Source organism: Rhodococcus sp. ACPA1 (assembly GCF_002300195.1).
Classification (GTDB): domain Bacteria; phylum Actinomycetota; class Actinomycetes; order Mycobacteriales; family Mycobacteriaceae; genus Rhodococcus_F; species Rhodococcus_F opacus.
In genome coordinates this window covers 1,369,839-1,384,688 of the sequence record NZ_NSDX01000001.1, presented here as the reverse complement: position 1 = coordinate 1,384,688, position 14,850 = coordinate 1,369,839, and the positions used below count along the sequence as shown (strand labels likewise).

Here is a 14,850-nt window from a genome sequence, read left to right as displayed (position 1 = left end):
CGCTCAATGCAGTGAGAGGAACAGATCGACGGACCCGTCCGGATGATGCACCTCGAGGTCCTCGGTGAAGGCGCGTTCGATCCGGCCGCGCGCCGCCGCGTAGTCGGCGACGCTCCACGTCTCGGCGAGCGCATCCGGTTCCGATTCGTCCTCGCAACAGAATCGGGCGAAATAGCCGGAACGTACGCCGACCAGGACGTCGCCGGGCTCCATCTTGTCGGGCGAATCGCACGGATATCCGACGACCACCGTGAACGTGCGCGGCGGCGGGGAGGCCGCGTAGACGACGAAGATCTCGGAGATCCCCCGATCCCTGATCCGCTCCACCGTGTAGTCGACGAGTTCGCGGCCCGGCCCGGGTCGTCCGGGTTTGCCTTCGGGAATGGTCAGGCCCACAAACGATTCGGCCTGCCGCTTGACGATCTCGATCATCGCTTCTCACCCATCGCACTCGACGGCGCCCCGGACTCGTCCACGTGGATCGGAATGTACAGGTCCACGGCGTAGGCGTGCGGATACGCTTCGAGGTCCCCGGTGTACGTCCGCTCGATGTCGCCGTTCGTCTCCGCCTCGCTGACCTGCGCCCACAGCCGCAGCATCACGTCGGGAAACATTCCCCGCGAGGAGAACTTGGCGTACGTGCCGGGCGGGATCCGCGAAATGACGTGACCCCGCGTGGCGTCGTCCACCGTCGCGCACTCGTACCCGACGATCTGGGTGTAATACGACTCGACGTCGGGAGCGAAGTCGATGTAGGTGGAGGCGAGCGGCCCCCCGACCTCGTGGTGGAGCACTCTCGTCCATGCGCGGTCCAGGCGCGGGTCGCTCAGCTTCCCCAACGCGCGCTGGGGGCTTCGCACGGGCAGACCGGCCACCAGGGTCTCGCCGCGCTCGATGATCTCGAAGCCCATGTCAGATCGCATCTTCGAGTACGTGTGCGTCGCGAACGCCGACGCAGGGCACCCCTCGAGCCCGCGCCAGCTGCATCGCCATCGCATCGGACGGCGAACAGAGTCCGTCCAGGACGTCCTCGGTCGCGATCGCGCAGACGACGTCACCCTCACATTCGCTGATCGATTCGATTCCGCGGTCGGAAGCCCACTGCCGCAACGCAACCCACCGCGTCAGCTCGGTGCCGCCGCCCGGGCGCCCAACGAACAACACCCTCCGGGTACCGTTCGCTGTCTCCACGCGATTCACTTCTGCACTGATGGTCATGGTCCGACTTCCTGTCCACGTTGGCTTTTCGATCCCGACTGTGCGGGTTCTTCCGTCTGCAACCAACTATGGACCGCCCCGGCGGCAGCGTCTGTCCACCGATCAGCCCCTGAACAGGATGAATTCCGCTGTCCCTCGATCGGTGGACAGCGGCCCGCGTCAGTACCCCTCGGGCAGCGCGGCGAACATGTCGCGGGTGACGGCGACGGCGTTGTCGGAACTGCCGCCGCGCACCACCAGCGTCGCGAACGCGAGGTCGCCGCGGTAGCCGACGAACCAGGCGTGCGAACCGCCGTCGACCTCGGCCTCACCCGTCTTGCCGTACACCTCGCCCTGGTCTTCGATCCGCTCGGCGGTACCGCTCGTCACCACGAGGCGCATCATCCCGCGCAGGCCGTCGACCATTTCCGGGCTGATCTGCGGATGCTCGCCGTCGATCGTGGTTTCCCGTCCGGCGATCAACCGCGGCACGGGCGTCGAACCGTGCGCGATGGTCGCGGCGGCCAACGCCATCCCGAACGGGCTGACCACCACCTTGCCCTGACCGAATCCGTCCTCGGTTCGCTGCACCAGATCCTCGGCAGGCGGCACCGAACCCGAGTCGGTGGGCAGGCCCACCACTTCGTAGTCGGGGCCGATACCGTACTGCGACGCAGCGACCGTCAGCGCGTCGGGACGCATCTCGCTGGCGAGTTTCGCGAACGACGTATTGCAGGAGCGGGCGAACGCCGTGGCCATCGGCACGGTGCCGAGCGCGAATTCGTTGTAGTTCGGGACGCTGCGCTCACCGATCTCGATGCGTCCCGGACACGGCACCATCGTGTCGGGTGTCGCGATGCCCGACGAGATCGCGGCGCCCGCGGTGATGATCTTGAACGTCGAACCGGGCGGATACAGGCCGGTGAGCGCGACCGGGCCGTCCCTGTCCGCGGCCTTGTTCTGCGCGACGGCCAGGACGTCGCCGGTCGACGGCTGGATGACGACCATCATCGTCTGGTCGGTGCGAGCATTGACGGCGTTCTGCGCGGCGATCTGGATGGGACGGTCGAGGCTGATCGAGAACGACGGGGAGGTCTGCGGCGCCGTCTCGGTGAGCACGTCCGTGTCGACACCGTTCTGGTTGACCGTCACCACACTCCAGCCGGCCTTGCCGTCGACCTCGTCGATCACGGTCTTCTTCACCTGACCGACCAGATCGGGTGCGAAGTTCCGGTCGGTGGCCACGAGATCCGCCTCGTCGGACACGCTCACACCGGGAATGGCGCCGAGCACGCCGGCGACCTGTTCGTAGTCGTCCGACCGCAGCCTCGTGACGAGGTAGTCGCCCTTGACCGCCGTCGCCGATTCGGCGATCGACTGCGCAGTGAGCGTGTTGTCGAACGTGGCGAGCGCCGACGCGAGGGACTGGGCACTGCCGATCACGTTGCCCGACTGCGCCGCATCGAACTTCACGCGGTACACCACGCCGGGGACGAGGACGTCCGACCCCGAATGCTCGTTGACCCGCGCCCGCGGGGCGGCCGTGGAACGCAGCGACATCGTCTGCCGGTCACCCAGCCGGGGATGGACGTTGGTGGAACTCCAGCGCACGGCCCAGTCTCCGCCGCGCCGCCCCATCTGGAGTTCACCCGAATACGTCCACACCCGGTCCTTCGGCAGATGCCATTCGTACGTGTACCCGACGGTGGCCGTGTCACCGCTGACGTGAACGTCCGTCGTCCGGGCGTCGAGAGACTCGGCCTGCAGCGACGTCCACGCGGACTCGAGGGCCTGGCGGGCGACGTCGGGACGATCCGACAGATCGGCGGCCTGCCCCGAATCCTGCTCGGCGAAGGCCGTCAGAAACGCCTGCGCGGCCGGTTCCGGACCGTCCGGTCTCGGCGTGCACGCCGTGAGACCCACCGTCAGCACAGCGGCGCCGCATAGGGCGATCGACTGGACGACGCGTAAGCGAGAATATGGCCGCAGGTTCATCGCCGCCCATGCTATGTCGGCGGACACCGCCGACACGGTAGGCGGACAGCGAGTCAGTCCAGGAGAATTGTGGCGAACGTCGCGACCTGGCTGAAGCCGATGCGCGCGTACGCGCTGCGGGCCACCGTGTTGAAGCTGTTGACGTAGAGGCTGGCGATGCGGCCCTCCGCGATGACGGCCTCCGCGACCGTCGCGGTACCCGCCGCCCCGAACCCGTGCCCGCGATACATCGGATGCACCCACACACCCTGGATCTGCCCCACCCGGGAGGACACCGAGCCGACCTCGGCCTTGAACACCACCTGACCGTCGTCGAATCTGGCCCACGCCCGGCCGGCGGCGATGAGATTGGCGACGCGGCGCCGGTACCCTCGTCCTCCGTCGTTGGCGCGGGGATCGATGCCGACCTCTTCGATGAACATCGCGACCGCGGCAGGCAGGTACTGCTCGAGTTCGTGCATCCGCACCTGCCGGACCAAGGGGTCCGGGCGGCACTGCGGGGTACTCGCCAGCGCCAGCAGCGGCTGGTCGGGCCGGACCTCGCGGGCAGGCCCCCAATCCATCTCGAGCATCTCCCACAGCGGCAACGTCAGTTCGGCCCGGCCGACCAGCGACGAACACATGCGCGGGGTGCGACAGGCCCGGTCGGCGAACGCCCGCATGTCGTCGATGCTGCCACGCAGCGGCACGAAATTCGCGCCCGAGAAGCACAACGACTCGAGCGGCCCGCCCCGACTCCACAACTCTCCGTGGATCATCCGGGGATCGATGCCGCCCTCTTCTACGCGAGCGGCAACCATGCAGGCGGCGACAGGATCGGCGTCGAGAACGCGGAGCACGTGTGCTGCGTCCCGACTGCTCAACTGTTTGGCACCGAGGAGCTTGAGCATCTACCCAACCTTGTCAGCTAGTGGACCTGCCCACCAGATTGCCATGAACTCGCCGGAAACGGGAGACGTTTCGTTGGCCGCTGCCTGCGCCGACTCAACTGACCGTCACGACGGGTGATCCGGACGTCGCATCACCCTCCATCTCCTCGGCGATCCGCATGGCTTCCTCGATGAGAGTTTCGACGATCTGCGCCTCCGGCACGGTCTTGATGACCTTGCCCTTGACGAAGATCTGCCCCTTGCCGTTGCCGGACGCGACACCCAGGTCGGCCTCGCGGGCCTCACCGGGACCGTTGACGACGCACCCCATGACGGCCACGCGCAGCGGGATCTCCATGCCCTCGAGACCGGCGGTGACCTCGTCGGCGAGCGTGTACACGTCTACCTGGGCGCGCCCGCACGACGGGCAGGAGACGATCTCGAGCTTCCGGGGCCGCAGGTTCAGCGACTGCAGGATCTGCGTGCCGACCTTGATCTCCTCGGCGGGCGGAGCGGACAGCGACACCCGGATGGTGTCGCCGATGCCGTCGGCCAGCAGCGCACCGAACGCCACCGCCGACTTGATCGTGCCCTGGAAGGCCGGACCGGCCTCGGTCACCCCGAGGTGCAGCGGGTAGTTGCACTGCGCCGCCAGCTGCCGGTAGGCCTCGACCATGATCACCGGGTCGTTGTGCTTCACCGAGATCTTGATGTCGCCGAACCCGTGTTCCTCGAACAGTCCCGCCTCCCACAGCGCGGACTCGACGAGCGCCTCCGGCGTGGCCTTGCCGTACTTCTGCATCAGGCGCGGGTCGAGGGAACCGGCATTGACACCGATGCGGATCGGGATGCCTGCGTCGCCCGCGGCCTTCGCGACCTCCTTGACGCGTCCGTCGAACTCCTTGATGTTGCCGGGGTTCACGCGGACGGCCGCGCAGCCCGCCTCGATGGCGGCGAAGATGTACCGGGGCTGGAAGTGGATGTCGGCGATGACCGGGATCTGGCTCTTCTTCGCGATGGTCGCGAGCGCGTCGGCGTCCTCCTGCCGTGGGCAGGCCACACGGACGATGTCGCAGCCCGACGCCGTGAGTTCCGCGATCTGCTGCAGGGTGGCGTTGATGTCGTGGGTCTTGGTGGTGCACATCGACTGCACGGATACCGGGAAGTCGCTGCCGACACCGACAGTTCCGACCTGGAGCTGGCGAGTCTTGCGGCGGGGGGCGAGAACGGCGGCCGGGCCTTCGGGCATACCCAATCCGACAGGGCTGGTCACGTGGGTGCCTTCTTTCGTAGCTTCAAGTCCGAGTTTAGCGATCACTGGAAGAGCTTGATCGGGTTGACGATGTCGGCGGTCAGGGTGAGGAGCATGTATGCGCCGCCTATGACGATCACCACATAGGTGACGGGCAGAAGTTTCATGTAGTCGACGGGTCCCCCGCTGGGCAGTCCGCGCCTGCTGCGGAACCAGTCCCGGACCCGCTCGTACACGGTGACCGCCATGTGCCCGCCGTCGAGCGGCAGCAGCGGCAGGAGGTTGAACATCCCGAGGAAGAAGTTCAGGCTCGCGAGCAGCAGCACGAACGCTTCCCAGATGCCCTGTTCGGCGATCTGACCGCCGATGACGCTGGCGCCGTATACGGAGATCGGGGTCTCCGGGTCGCGTTCGCCGCCCGTCACCGCGTGCCACAGGTCGACGGCCTTGCTCGGCATCTGCACCAGCCGCTCGGCGGTCATCACGAACATGTCGCCGGTGAACTCGAACGAGGCGGGCACCGCCGAGAGCGCCGAGTGCTCGACGACGCTCGGGGTCGCGCCGATGCCGATGGCACCGACCGTCGCCTCGTGGGGTTCGGTGTCCCCCTCCTCCTGGACCCAGCGCTGCACCTGCTGGACCGGGACGACGATCGTCTGCTCTTCGCCGTCCCGCTCGATGGTGAAGTCCACCGGACCGGACAGCGAACGCGTGGCGGCGGCCACGTCGGCGAACGAGGGCGTGTCCTTGCCGTCGACCGCGGTGATGACGTCGCCGGTCCTGATGCCCGCCTGCTCGGCGGGGCCCGGTCCGGTGCACTCGGACAGGGCGTAGTCGGGGCCGGGACCCTGGGTGGGCGCAGCACACCCGACCGAACCGACGACCGCGTCGGTGGACCGGTTGAGATCGGGCAGCCCCCACCCGACGGCGAGGACGTAGACCAGCACGAGCCCGAGGACGAAGTTCATGCCGATGCCGCCGGACATCACCGCGAGGCGCTTCCAGGTCGGCTTCTTGTACATGGCCCGGTCTTCTTCGTCCGGGTCGAGTTCGTCCAGCGCCGTCATCCCGGCGATGTCGCAGAACCCGCCGAGTGGGAGCGCCTTGAGCCCGTACTCGGTCTCACCGCGGCGGAAGGAGAAGACCTTGGGTCCGAAACCGATGAAGTACCGGCGGACCTTCATGCCGGTGGCCTGCGCCACCCACATGTGCCCCGCTTCGTGAAGTGCGATCGACAGCGCGATCCCGAGGGCGAAGAGAACAACGCCCACTGCGAACACCATGCAGTTCTAGCCTTCCTGCTTCACGAGCTGACGTGCTCGCTCACGTGCCCAGCCGTCGGCGGCCAGTACGTCTTCCACGGTAGCCGGTGGCGCCGACCACTCGTCCGCCTCGGACAGCACGGAGGCGACGGTGCGGACGATGCGCGGGAACCGGATGATCCCGTCCAAGAATGCCTGAGCCGCGACTTCGTTCGCAGCGTTGTAGACCGCGGTGAGGCATCCCCCACCCTTACCTGCCTCGCGGGCGAGGTCGACGGCGGGGAAAACCTGCGAGTCGAGTGGCTCGAACTCCCAGGTGGACGCCGTGCTGAAGTCGCAGGCCGCGGCGGCGCCGGCGACACGGTGCGGCCAGCCGAGCGCCAGGGCGATCGGGAGTTTCATGTCGGGTGGGCTGGCCTGCGCCAGCGTCGACCCGTCGGTGAACGTGACCATCGAGTGCACGATGGACTGCGGGTGGACGGTGACGTCGATCCGGTCGTAGTCGACGCCGAACAGCAGGTGGGTCTCGATCAGTTCGAGCCCCTTGTTGACGAGTGTCGCGGAGTTCAGCGTGTTCATCGGCCCCATCGACCACGTGGGGTGGGCACCGGCCTGCTCGGGTGTGACCGATTCGAGCCGTTCGGAAGTCCAGCCGCGGAACGGTCCGCCCGAGGCGGTGAGAACCAGCCGGTCCACCTCGTCCGCGCTGCCGCCCCGCAGGCACTGGGCCAGCGCGGAGTGCTCGGAGTCGACCGGCACGATCTGTCCCGGAGCCGCCGCTGCGGTGACGAGGGGGCCGCCGGCGACGAGCGACTCCTTGTTGGCCAGGGCGAGCCGCGCACCGGAGTCGAGTGCGGCGAGCGTCGGCTCCAGTCCCAGCGAACCGACGAGCGCGTTGAGCACGACGTCCGCTTCCGTGGTCCGCACGAGTTCGGTGACGGCGTCCGGTCCGCTCAGCACGCCGGGCCGATCCAGCGATGCAGCCGCCCGCGGATCCGCGACTGCGACGGAGGACACACCCGTCTCACGAATCTGCCGGTTCAGCAGTTCGACGTTTCCGCCACCGGCCGCGAGTCCCACCACCGTGAACTTGTCCGGGTTGGCGGCCACCACCTCCAACGCCTGGGTACCGATCGAACCTGTGCTGCCGAGCAGCAGGACGCGAGTGGGCCTGTTTTCATCCACCCACCCATTGTTCCTGATGAAATGCGGACGGCCCGCCATGGATGGCCCCACTACATACGACGGGCAGTCGTATGTCACGATATGTCGAGTAGCGCAACCGAATCTGCAGGAGGATCGATCGTGGCCGGTACCCAGTTGGAGCCCTCGTCCAGCGACCCCATCGTGGCCGCACACATCGACACCGCGGAGGTCCCGTCGGCAGCATGGGGCTGGAGCGGTGAGGCGCCGAAGACGTTCCGGTTCTTCGGATGGTTCTTCGCCGTGTTCCTGCTGCTCATGATCATCGGCAACCACACCGGCCTGGTCGAGGACCTGTGGCTGATCGCCTGCGCGGCCCTGATGGTCCTGATCCTCGTTCGCGACATCGTCCTGCGGCGCAAGCCCCGGTAACACGAACCACGAGCGAACCCCTCGCCCCGATCACTCGGGCGAGGGGTTCGTCGTTTCTGCCTGTTCGGCGGACGCTCAGTTCTCGGCGGCGAGCTGCCCGCAGGCGGCCGCGATTTCCTGGCCGCGGGTGTCCCGCACGGTGCAGGACACACCCTGCGCCAGCACGCGCCGGACGAATTCCTTCTCCACCGGCTTCGGGCTCGCGTCCCACTCACTGCCCGGTGTGGGGTTCAGCGGAATGAGATTCACGTGCACCAGTGACCCGAGTGCCTTGCGCAGCTTCTTGCCCAGCAGGTCGGCGCGCCACGGCTGATCGTTCACGTCCCGGATCAGCGCGTACTCGATCGAGACGCGTCGGCCGGACTTGTCCGCGTAGTAGCGGGCGGCGTCGAGGACCTCCGCCACCGACCAGCGGTTGTTCACGGGCACCAGGGTGTCGCGCAGTTCGTCGTCCGGGGTGTGCAGAGACACGGCCAGCGTCACGCTGAGGTCCTCGTCGGCGAGCTTGCGGATCGCAGGCGCCAGACCCACCGTCGACACCGTCACGGAGCGCTGCGACAACCCGAGGCCGTCGGGGGCGGGCGAGGTGATGCGACGGACCGCGGCGACCACTCGCTTGTAGTTGGCGAGCGGCTCCCCCATCCCCATGAAGACGACGTTCGACAACCGGCCCGGACCGCCGTGGACGTCACCGTCGCGCAGAGCGGCCGCGGCGGCACGCACCTGGTCGACGATCTCGGCGGTCGACAGGTTGCGCTGTAGCCCGCCCTGACCGGTCGCGCAGAACGGGCACGCCATTCCGCACCCCGCCTGACTGGAGATGCACAGCGTCGCGCGGTCGGGGTAGCGCATGAGGACGCTTTCGAGCAGCGTCCCGTCGTTCGCCTTCCAGAGCGTCTTGCGGGTGTCCCCGCCGTCGCAGGCCAGGTGCTTGACGGGGGTGAGCAGCGTCGGGAACAGGGCCGCGCCCACCTGCTCGCGCACAGCGGCGGGGAGATCGGTCATCTTCTCCGGATCGGCCTCGAGCCGCGCGTAGTACTGCCGGGCCAGCTGGTCGGCCCGGAACCCGGGCAGACCCAGCTCCTTGACGGCCTCCCGCCGCTCGGCGGAGTCGAGGTCCGCGAGATGCTTGGGCGGCATCCCACGCCGGGGCGCGGTGAAAACGAGGGGAAGCGAGACAGCCATAGTTTCTCCATTGTCCCATTGATTCGGGGGTCGTTGTCGCGCGGATGCCTGATCGACGTCGATTCGCCGCCCGATGCGCATGCGCAACCCGCCCAGGTGGGTGAAGATCAACTTATGTCGACAACACCGGACGACCCCTCGAACTTCCCTCCGGACGTCCCGGCACACCGTGGTCCGAACACCGGTCCGGTGCCCACCGACCCGCCGCACGCCGACACCACACCGGCCGGCGCCGAGCATCCCGACGTCGCACGCCGCAAGGGCATCAAGCACACCCGGGTGGGCGCCACGTGGACCGGTCTGGTGATCGGAATCGTCGTTCTGGTACTGCTTCTCGTGTTCATCCTGCAGAACCTCGACAGCGCGACCCTCGAAATGTTCGCCTGGGAATTCACCCTCCCGCTGGGCGTCACACTCTTGTTCGCGGCGATCGCAGGCGCGGTGATCATGGCCCTCGCGGGCGGGGTCCGCATCATCCAGATCCGGCGGGCAGCGAACCGGCAGCGGCGCCTGAACAGTAATTTCTAACTGAACATTAGTTACGCAAGTGGATTGCGCAGACCCTGAGCGAGCAGAATTACTGTCGTGGATATCACCGGAACGGCACGACTGTGAAGGCCGACATGGAGACGACTGTGGCACCGCGTATCGCAGCTGAACAAGCACGATCCTGGCTGCTGGTTCCCGCCGGCAAACCCGAGGGTTTCGAGGCGGCCCATGCCAGCGCCGCCGACGCCGTGATCCTCGACCTCGAGGACGCCGTCACCCCCGACCGCAAACCCCGGGCGCGCGCCGACGTCGTCGCCTGGCTCGGCGAGAACCGCCGCGCGTGGGTGCGGATCAACGACGCCACCACCCCCTACTGGGCGGACGATCTGGCAGCCCTGAACGGTGTTCCCGGGCTCGAGGGCGTCATGCTCGCCAAGACCGAGAGTGGAATGCAGGTCGACGCCACCGCCGAGCGACTCCCCGAGGGCACGAAGGTGCTCGCCCTCGTCGAATCCGCGATGGGACTCGAGGCGGCACCCGAGATCGCCCGGACGGAGGCGACGTTCCGGCTCGCGTTCGGCAGCGGCGACTTCCGCCGCGACACCGGGATGGACGATTCGCCGCTGGCGATGGCCTACCCCCGGTCCCGGCTGACGGTCGCCAGCCGGGCCGCCCGGATCGCACCGCCGATCGACGGCCCCACCCTCGGCACCGACGTCGACGCCCTGGTCCGCGCGTCGGCGCTGACCCTGTCGATGGGCATGACCGGGAAGCTGTGCATGACCATCGCGCAGACGGCCCCGGTCAACGACGCACTGAGCCCGTCCCCGGCCGAGGCCGAATGGGCGCGCGACGTGATCGCGGACCTCGGCGAGGACGGCTCCCGGGTGCGGGACGGCAGTGACCTCCCCAAGCTGGCGAAGGCCAAGAAGATCAACGCGCTCGCACAGCTCTTCCACATCGCACCGCGGTAACGACACCCGGTCAGAGCATCTCCAGCCCGGCGGGCTTTCGGCGAACGTGCACGCGGTAGCGCACGTCGAGAGCCACGCCGGGTGTCCGCGCGAACGCCTTCGATGCCGTCTTCCTGGTGAACTCGATACCGAGGACCCCGCGCAGCGATTCCCGGTCCGGGAATCGCCACCGCGTCTCCACCCGCATCAGGTCGAACCCCTGCGCCGCGAAGAAGGCCTCGACGGTCGCCGGGTTGTACTGCGGCAGGTCGGCCCGCATCCACTCGCCGTAGGGATGGGCCGTGGCATCGAGATCGACCACCACGAGCGCGCCGCCCGGGCGCAGCACCCGCATCGCCTCGCAGATTCCGCGGCCGCAGCCGGGACCGAAGAAATAGGCGGTCCGCGCATGCACGACGTCCACGCTCGCGTCGCCGAGGGGTATGCCCTCGGCCGAGCCGTCGATCACGCGGACGTTCGGCAGGTGCCCCACGCGGGTGCGAGCACGTTCCAGTAGCGGCGGGTGCGGTTCGATTCCGTAGACCGTGGCCGCGGACTCGGCGAAGACCGGGAGGTGGAAGCCGGAGCCGCAGCCCAGGTCGGCGACGGTGCCGCCCGTCCAGTCCACGGCCCCGCGCAGGTGCCGGAAGATCGCCCCGTCCACGTCCTGGGCACGATTCTCGACCTCGTACCACTCCGGCCAGTGCCAGATGTTCGGGCTGGGAATGGTCACGGCAGGGCGGTCAGACGAGGACCGTGAGCACCAGCCACGTCACGAACGCCGACGGCAGCAGGGAATCGAGACGGTCCATGATGCCGCCGTGCCCGGGAAGCAGGGTGCCCATGTCCTTGATGCGAAGCTCTCGCTTGACCTGGGATTCGATGAGATCGCCGAGCGTGGCGGTGACCACCAGGACGACACCGAGGAGCACACCGATCATCGAGTTCTCGTCGAGAATCAGGGTGACCGTGAGCAGGCTGCCGATGACGCAGAACAGCAGCGAACCGAAGAACCCTTCCCACGACTTCTTGGGGCTGATCGCCGGGACCATCGGATGCTTGCCGAACAGCACACCCGCCGCGTAGCCGCCCACGTCGGAGCAGACCACGCCGATCATCAGGCACAGCACCCGCCCGGCGCCGTCGTCCTGCAACACCATCAGCACTGCGAACGACGCCAGCAGCGGGATCCAGGAGGCGACGAACACGGTGATCGCGGTGTCCCGGAGGAAATTCTGCGGTGTCGCCTTCAGCCCGTGGTCGAACAGCCGCCAGACCATGCACACCAGCACGGTCCCCGCGAAGGCGCTGAGCACCCCGACCGGGCCGAACGGCCACCCCAGCCACAAAATCGCCTGACCGCCCGCGAGCAGCGGGATCCGGGGGGCGCTGATCCCGGCCTCCCGCAGGCGCTTGGTGACCTCCCAGGTGGCGACTGCCATCGCGACAGCCACCACGCCGATCCACACCAGCGGCACGTAGACGAGGATCAGGATCAGCGCGACGCCGAGACCGACGCCCACGCCGATCGCGGCGGGCAGGTTACGCCCGGCCTTCGACTTCGCGGCCGGGGCCGCCCCCGGCGCGGGCGACCCCTCGGAGACCGGTTCCGAGGGGTCGCCCTCGGAGATGGGTCCCCCTGGGGTCCCGTGTTCTGCTGGCACGGTCACTGTCCCCGATCCACTCCTCGTCTCGTGACTAAACTTCCAGTAACTCGGCTTCCTTGTGCTTCACCAGTTCGTCGACCTGCGCGACGTACCGGGCGGTCGTCTTGTCGAGTTCCTTCTCGGCCCGACCGACCTCGTCCTCGCCGGCCTCGCCGTCTTTCTGGATCCGGGACAGCTCGTCCATCGCCTTGCGGCGCACGTTGCGCACGGACACCTTCGCGTCCTCGCCCTTGGACTTGGCCTGCTTGACCAGTTCGCGGCGGCGTTCCTCGGTGAGCTGGGGTACCGAGATGCGGATCAGGTTTCCGTCGTTGGACGGGTTCACGCCCAGGTCGGAGTTCCGGATCGCCGTCTCGATGGCGCCGAGCTGCGAGGCCTCGTACGGCTTGACGACGACCAGTCGCGCTTCCGGCACGTTGATGCTGGCGAGCTGCGTGATCGGGGTGAACGCGCCGTAGTAGTCGATTCCGATGCGATTGAACATGCCAGGATTCGCGCGGCCCGTGCGGATCGATCCGAGATCGTCCTTGGCGACCGTGACAGCCTTCTCCATCTTCTCCTCGGCTTCGAAGAGAGCTTCATCAATCACGGCTGGTCCTCCATGTCGTTCTGCATCGATTCGTCACTGCCTCTGTTTCGAGAAAACCCTGTGTCGAGCGTGTCACTCGCGTCATGACTTGACGAGCGTTCCGATCTTCTCACCGGATACTGCCCGAGCGATATTCCCCTCGGTCAGCAGATTGAACACCATGATCGGCATCTCGTTGTCCATACAGAGGCTGAAGGCGGTCGCGTCGGCCACCTTGAGCCCCTGTTCGATGACCTCACGGTGCGTGATCTGCGTGTACATCGTCGCGGTCGGGTCGAGGTTCGGGTCCGCGGTGAACACGCCGTCGACGGCCTTGGCCATCAAGACGACCTCGGCGCCGATCTCGAGTGCACGCTGTGCCGCGGTCGTGTCGGTCGAGAAGTAGGGCATGCCCATGCCGGCGCCGAAGATCACGACGCGGCCCTTCTCGAGGTGACGCTGAGCGCGCAGCGGAATGTAGGGCTCCGCCACCTGTCCCATGGTGATCGCCGTCTGCACGCGGCTGTCGATACCCTCTTTCTCCAGGAAGTCCTGCAGAGCAAGGCAATTCATCACGGTGCCGAGCATGCCCATGTAGTCGGAACGCGCGCGGTCCAAACCTCGCTGCTGCAGTTCCGCACCACGGAAGAAGTTGCCGCCGCCGATGACCACCGCCACCTGCACCCCGGATCGCACGACCTCGGCGATCTGCTCCGCGACCTTGGTCACCACATCGGGGTCGAGGCCGACCTTGCCACCACCGAACATTTCTCCGCCGAGTTTGAGAAGGACTCGATGGAATCCCGTACGTTCGTTGGCTGGTTCGGACATTGCTCTCCTCAGTTCCACAGCACTCGTCGATCTCGACAGCGGCCGAGTGCACCCACGCGCCTACTCGACCCATTCAGACGGCCATCTTCATCCTGCCTCATCAGGACGGTGGCGGTATACGTAGGCCCCGCCGGGCGAGCGCACTCGTCCGACGGGGCCATACGACTCACACGACTAGCTCGAAGCACCGACCTCGAAGCGAACGAAACGCTTGATGGTGACGCCGGCCTCGTCGAGGATCGCCTTCACGGACTTCTTGGAGTCCTGCACCGAGGACTGCTCGGTCAGCACGACGTCCTTGAAGTAGCCGTTGACGCGGCCTTCGATGATCTTCGGCAGAGCCTGCTCCGGCTTGCCCTCGGCGCGAGCGGTCTCCTCGGCGATGTGACGCTCGTTGGCGACGATGTCCTCGGGGACCTCGTCACGCGTGACGTACTTGGCCTTGAGCGCCGCGACTTGCATGGCGGCACCGCGAGCGGCCTCCGCAGCAGCGTCACCCTCACCGGTGTACTCGACGAGGACGCCGACGGCGGGCGGCAGGTCGGCGCTGCGCTTGTGCAGGTAGACCGCGACCGGTCCGTCGAACGAGGCGATCTTGCTCAGGACGAGCTTCTCGCCGATCTTCGCGGACTGCTCCTGGATGACGGTGTCGACCGTCTTGCCGTCGAGGTCGAGCGCCTTGAGCGCGTCGACATCGGCGGGCTTCGCTGCCGCGGCGACCGTGACGATCGACTCGGCGAGCTTCAGGAAGTCCTCGTTCTTCGCGACGAAGTCCGTCTCGCAGTCGAGCTCGAGCAGGACGCCGTCCTTGGAAACGACCAGGCCCTCGGCCGTGGTGCGCTCGGCACGCTTGCCCACGTCCTTGGCGCCCTTGATGCGCAGCTGCTCGACAGCCTTGTCGAAGTCACCCTCGGCCTCAGCGAGAGCGTTCTTGCAGGCCATCATTCCGGAGCCGGTGAGCTCGCGGAGCCGCTTGACGTCAGCGGCGGTGTAGTTCGCCATGGTGA

At 67.4% G+C, this 14,850-nt stretch carries 17 protein-coding genes; 3 read left to right on the top strand and 14 right to left on the bottom strand.

Going from position 1 to position 14,850, the window contains the following annotated elements; genetic code table 11:
• Positions 1-3: 3 nt before the first annotated feature.
• The 8 genes from CJ177_RS06175 to dxr all read right to left on the bottom strand — a co-directional run bounded on the left by CJ177_RS06175 (position 4) and on the right by dxr (position 7,799).
• Positions 4-432: a GyrI-like domain-containing protein gene (locus tag CJ177_RS06175; RefSeq protein ID WP_005240566.1), complete on the bottom strand. Its 429-nt coding sequence runs from the start codon at positions 430-432 to the stop codon at positions 4-6.
• Positions 429-911: a GyrI-like domain-containing protein gene (locus tag CJ177_RS06170; RefSeq protein WP_061701005.1), complete on the bottom strand. Its 483-nt coding sequence runs from the start codon at positions 909-911 to the stop codon at positions 429-431. The genes CJ177_RS06175 and CJ177_RS06170 overlap by 4 nt, the downstream gene beginning before the upstream one ends.
• A gap of 1 nt (position 912) precedes the next feature.
• Positions 913-1,218 (bottom strand): hypothetical protein, encoded by a 306-nt coding sequence (locus tag CJ177_RS06165; protein WP_037179142.1) that lies wholly within the window; start codon positions 1,216-1,218, stop codon positions 913-915.
• A gap of 159 nt (positions 1,219-1,377) precedes the next feature.
• Positions 1,378-3,192, bottom strand: a complete 1,815-nt coding sequence (locus tag CJ177_RS06160) for a penicillin-binding transpeptidase domain-containing protein (protein WP_179443162.1) — start codon at positions 3,190-3,192, stop codon at positions 1,378-1,380.
• Between the two features lie 53 nt (positions 3,193-3,245).
• A complete protein-coding gene (locus tag CJ177_RS06155) occupies positions 3,246-4,082 on the bottom strand; it encodes a GNAT family N-acetyltransferase (protein ID WP_005240559.1) in 837 nt (278 codons plus the stop codon).
• Between the two features lie 94 nt (positions 4,083-4,176).
• Positions 4,177-5,334 (bottom strand): flavodoxin-dependent (E)-4-hydroxy-3-methylbut-2-enyl-diphosphate synthase, encoded by a 1,158-nt coding sequence (gene ispG, locus CJ177_RS06150; protein WP_005240557.1) that lies wholly within the window; start codon positions 5,332-5,334, stop codon positions 4,177-4,179.
• 41 nt (positions 5,335-5,375) lie between these two features.
• The gene (locus CJ177_RS06145) at positions 5,376-6,596 is read right to left on the bottom strand and encodes an RIP metalloprotease (RefSeq protein ID WP_005240555.1); all 1,221 of its coding nucleotides are present in this window, start codon (positions 6,594-6,596) and stop codon (positions 5,376-5,378) included.
• Positions 6,597-6,602: 6 nt separating this feature from the next.
• Positions 6,603-7,799: a 1-deoxy-D-xylulose-5-phosphate reductoisomerase gene (gene dxr / locus CJ177_RS06140; RefSeq protein WP_373560034.1), complete on the bottom strand. Its 1,197-nt coding sequence runs from the start codon at positions 7,797-7,799 to the stop codon at positions 6,603-6,605.
• A gap of 81 nt (positions 7,800-7,880) precedes the next feature.
• On the opposite strand from dxr, the gene CJ177_RS06135 reads away from it, so the two are divergent.
• Positions 7,881-8,150: a DUF2631 domain-containing protein gene (locus CJ177_RS06135; protein WP_025432355.1), complete on the top strand. Its 270-nt coding sequence runs from the start codon at positions 7,881-7,883 to the stop codon at positions 8,148-8,150.
• 75 nt (positions 8,151-8,225) lie between these two features.
• On the opposite strand, the gene rlmN is transcribed toward CJ177_RS06135, so the two are convergent.
• Positions 8,226-9,335: a 23S rRNA (adenine(2503)-C(2))-methyltransferase RlmN gene (rlmN, locus tag CJ177_RS06130; protein WP_061701006.1), complete on the bottom strand. Its 1,110-nt coding sequence runs from the start codon at positions 9,333-9,335 to the stop codon at positions 8,226-8,228.
• A 114-nt stretch (positions 9,336-9,449) separates the two neighbouring features.
• Between rlmN and CJ177_RS06125 the strand changes: the two genes are divergently transcribed.
• The gene (locus CJ177_RS06125; protein WP_095867460.1) at positions 9,450-9,863 is read left to right on the top strand and encodes a lipopolysaccharide assembly LapA domain-containing protein; all 414 of its coding nucleotides are present in this window, start codon (positions 9,450-9,452) and stop codon (positions 9,861-9,863) included.
• A gap of 83 nt (positions 9,864-9,946) precedes the next feature.
• Complete coding sequence (locus tag CJ177_RS06120; RefSeq protein WP_005259336.1) at positions 9,947-10,798, top strand: CoA ester lyase; 852 nt, start codon at positions 9,947-9,949, stop codon at positions 10,796-10,798.
• 10 nt (positions 10,799-10,808) lie between these two features.
• Here the strand turns inward: CJ177_RS06120 and CJ177_RS06115 are convergent, their stop codons facing one another.
• From CJ177_RS06115 to tsf, 5 genes are all read right to left on the bottom strand, one after another.
• The gene (locus tag CJ177_RS06115; RefSeq protein ID WP_005240542.1) at positions 10,809-11,510 is read right to left on the bottom strand and encodes a class I SAM-dependent methyltransferase; all 702 of its coding nucleotides are present in this window, start codon (positions 11,508-11,510) and stop codon (positions 10,809-10,811) included.
• A 10-nt stretch (positions 11,511-11,520) separates the two neighbouring features.
• Positions 11,521-12,447 carry a phosphatidate cytidylyltransferase gene (locus CJ177_RS06110; protein WP_082833611.1) on the bottom strand — a complete coding sequence of 309 codons (927 nt, stop codon included), beginning with the start codon at positions 12,445-12,447 and terminating at the stop codon, positions 11,521-11,523.
• Positions 12,448-12,475: 28 nt separating this feature from the next.
• A complete protein-coding gene (gene frr / locus CJ177_RS06105; protein ID WP_005240537.1) occupies positions 12,476-13,033 on the bottom strand; it encodes a ribosome recycling factor in 558 nt (185 codons plus the stop codon).
• An 81-nt stretch (positions 13,034-13,114) separates the two neighbouring features.
• Positions 13,115-13,843 carry a UMP kinase gene (gene pyrH, locus CJ177_RS06100; RefSeq protein WP_005240535.1) on the bottom strand — a complete coding sequence of 243 codons (729 nt, stop codon included), beginning with the start codon at positions 13,841-13,843 and terminating at the stop codon, positions 13,115-13,117.
• Between the two features lie 174 nt (positions 13,844-14,017).
• Positions 14,018-14,845: a translation elongation factor Ts gene (gene tsf / locus CJ177_RS06095; RefSeq protein ID WP_005240533.1), complete on the bottom strand. Its 828-nt coding sequence runs from the start codon at positions 14,843-14,845 to the stop codon at positions 14,018-14,020.
• Between the last annotated feature and the right edge of the window lie 5 nt (positions 14,846-14,850).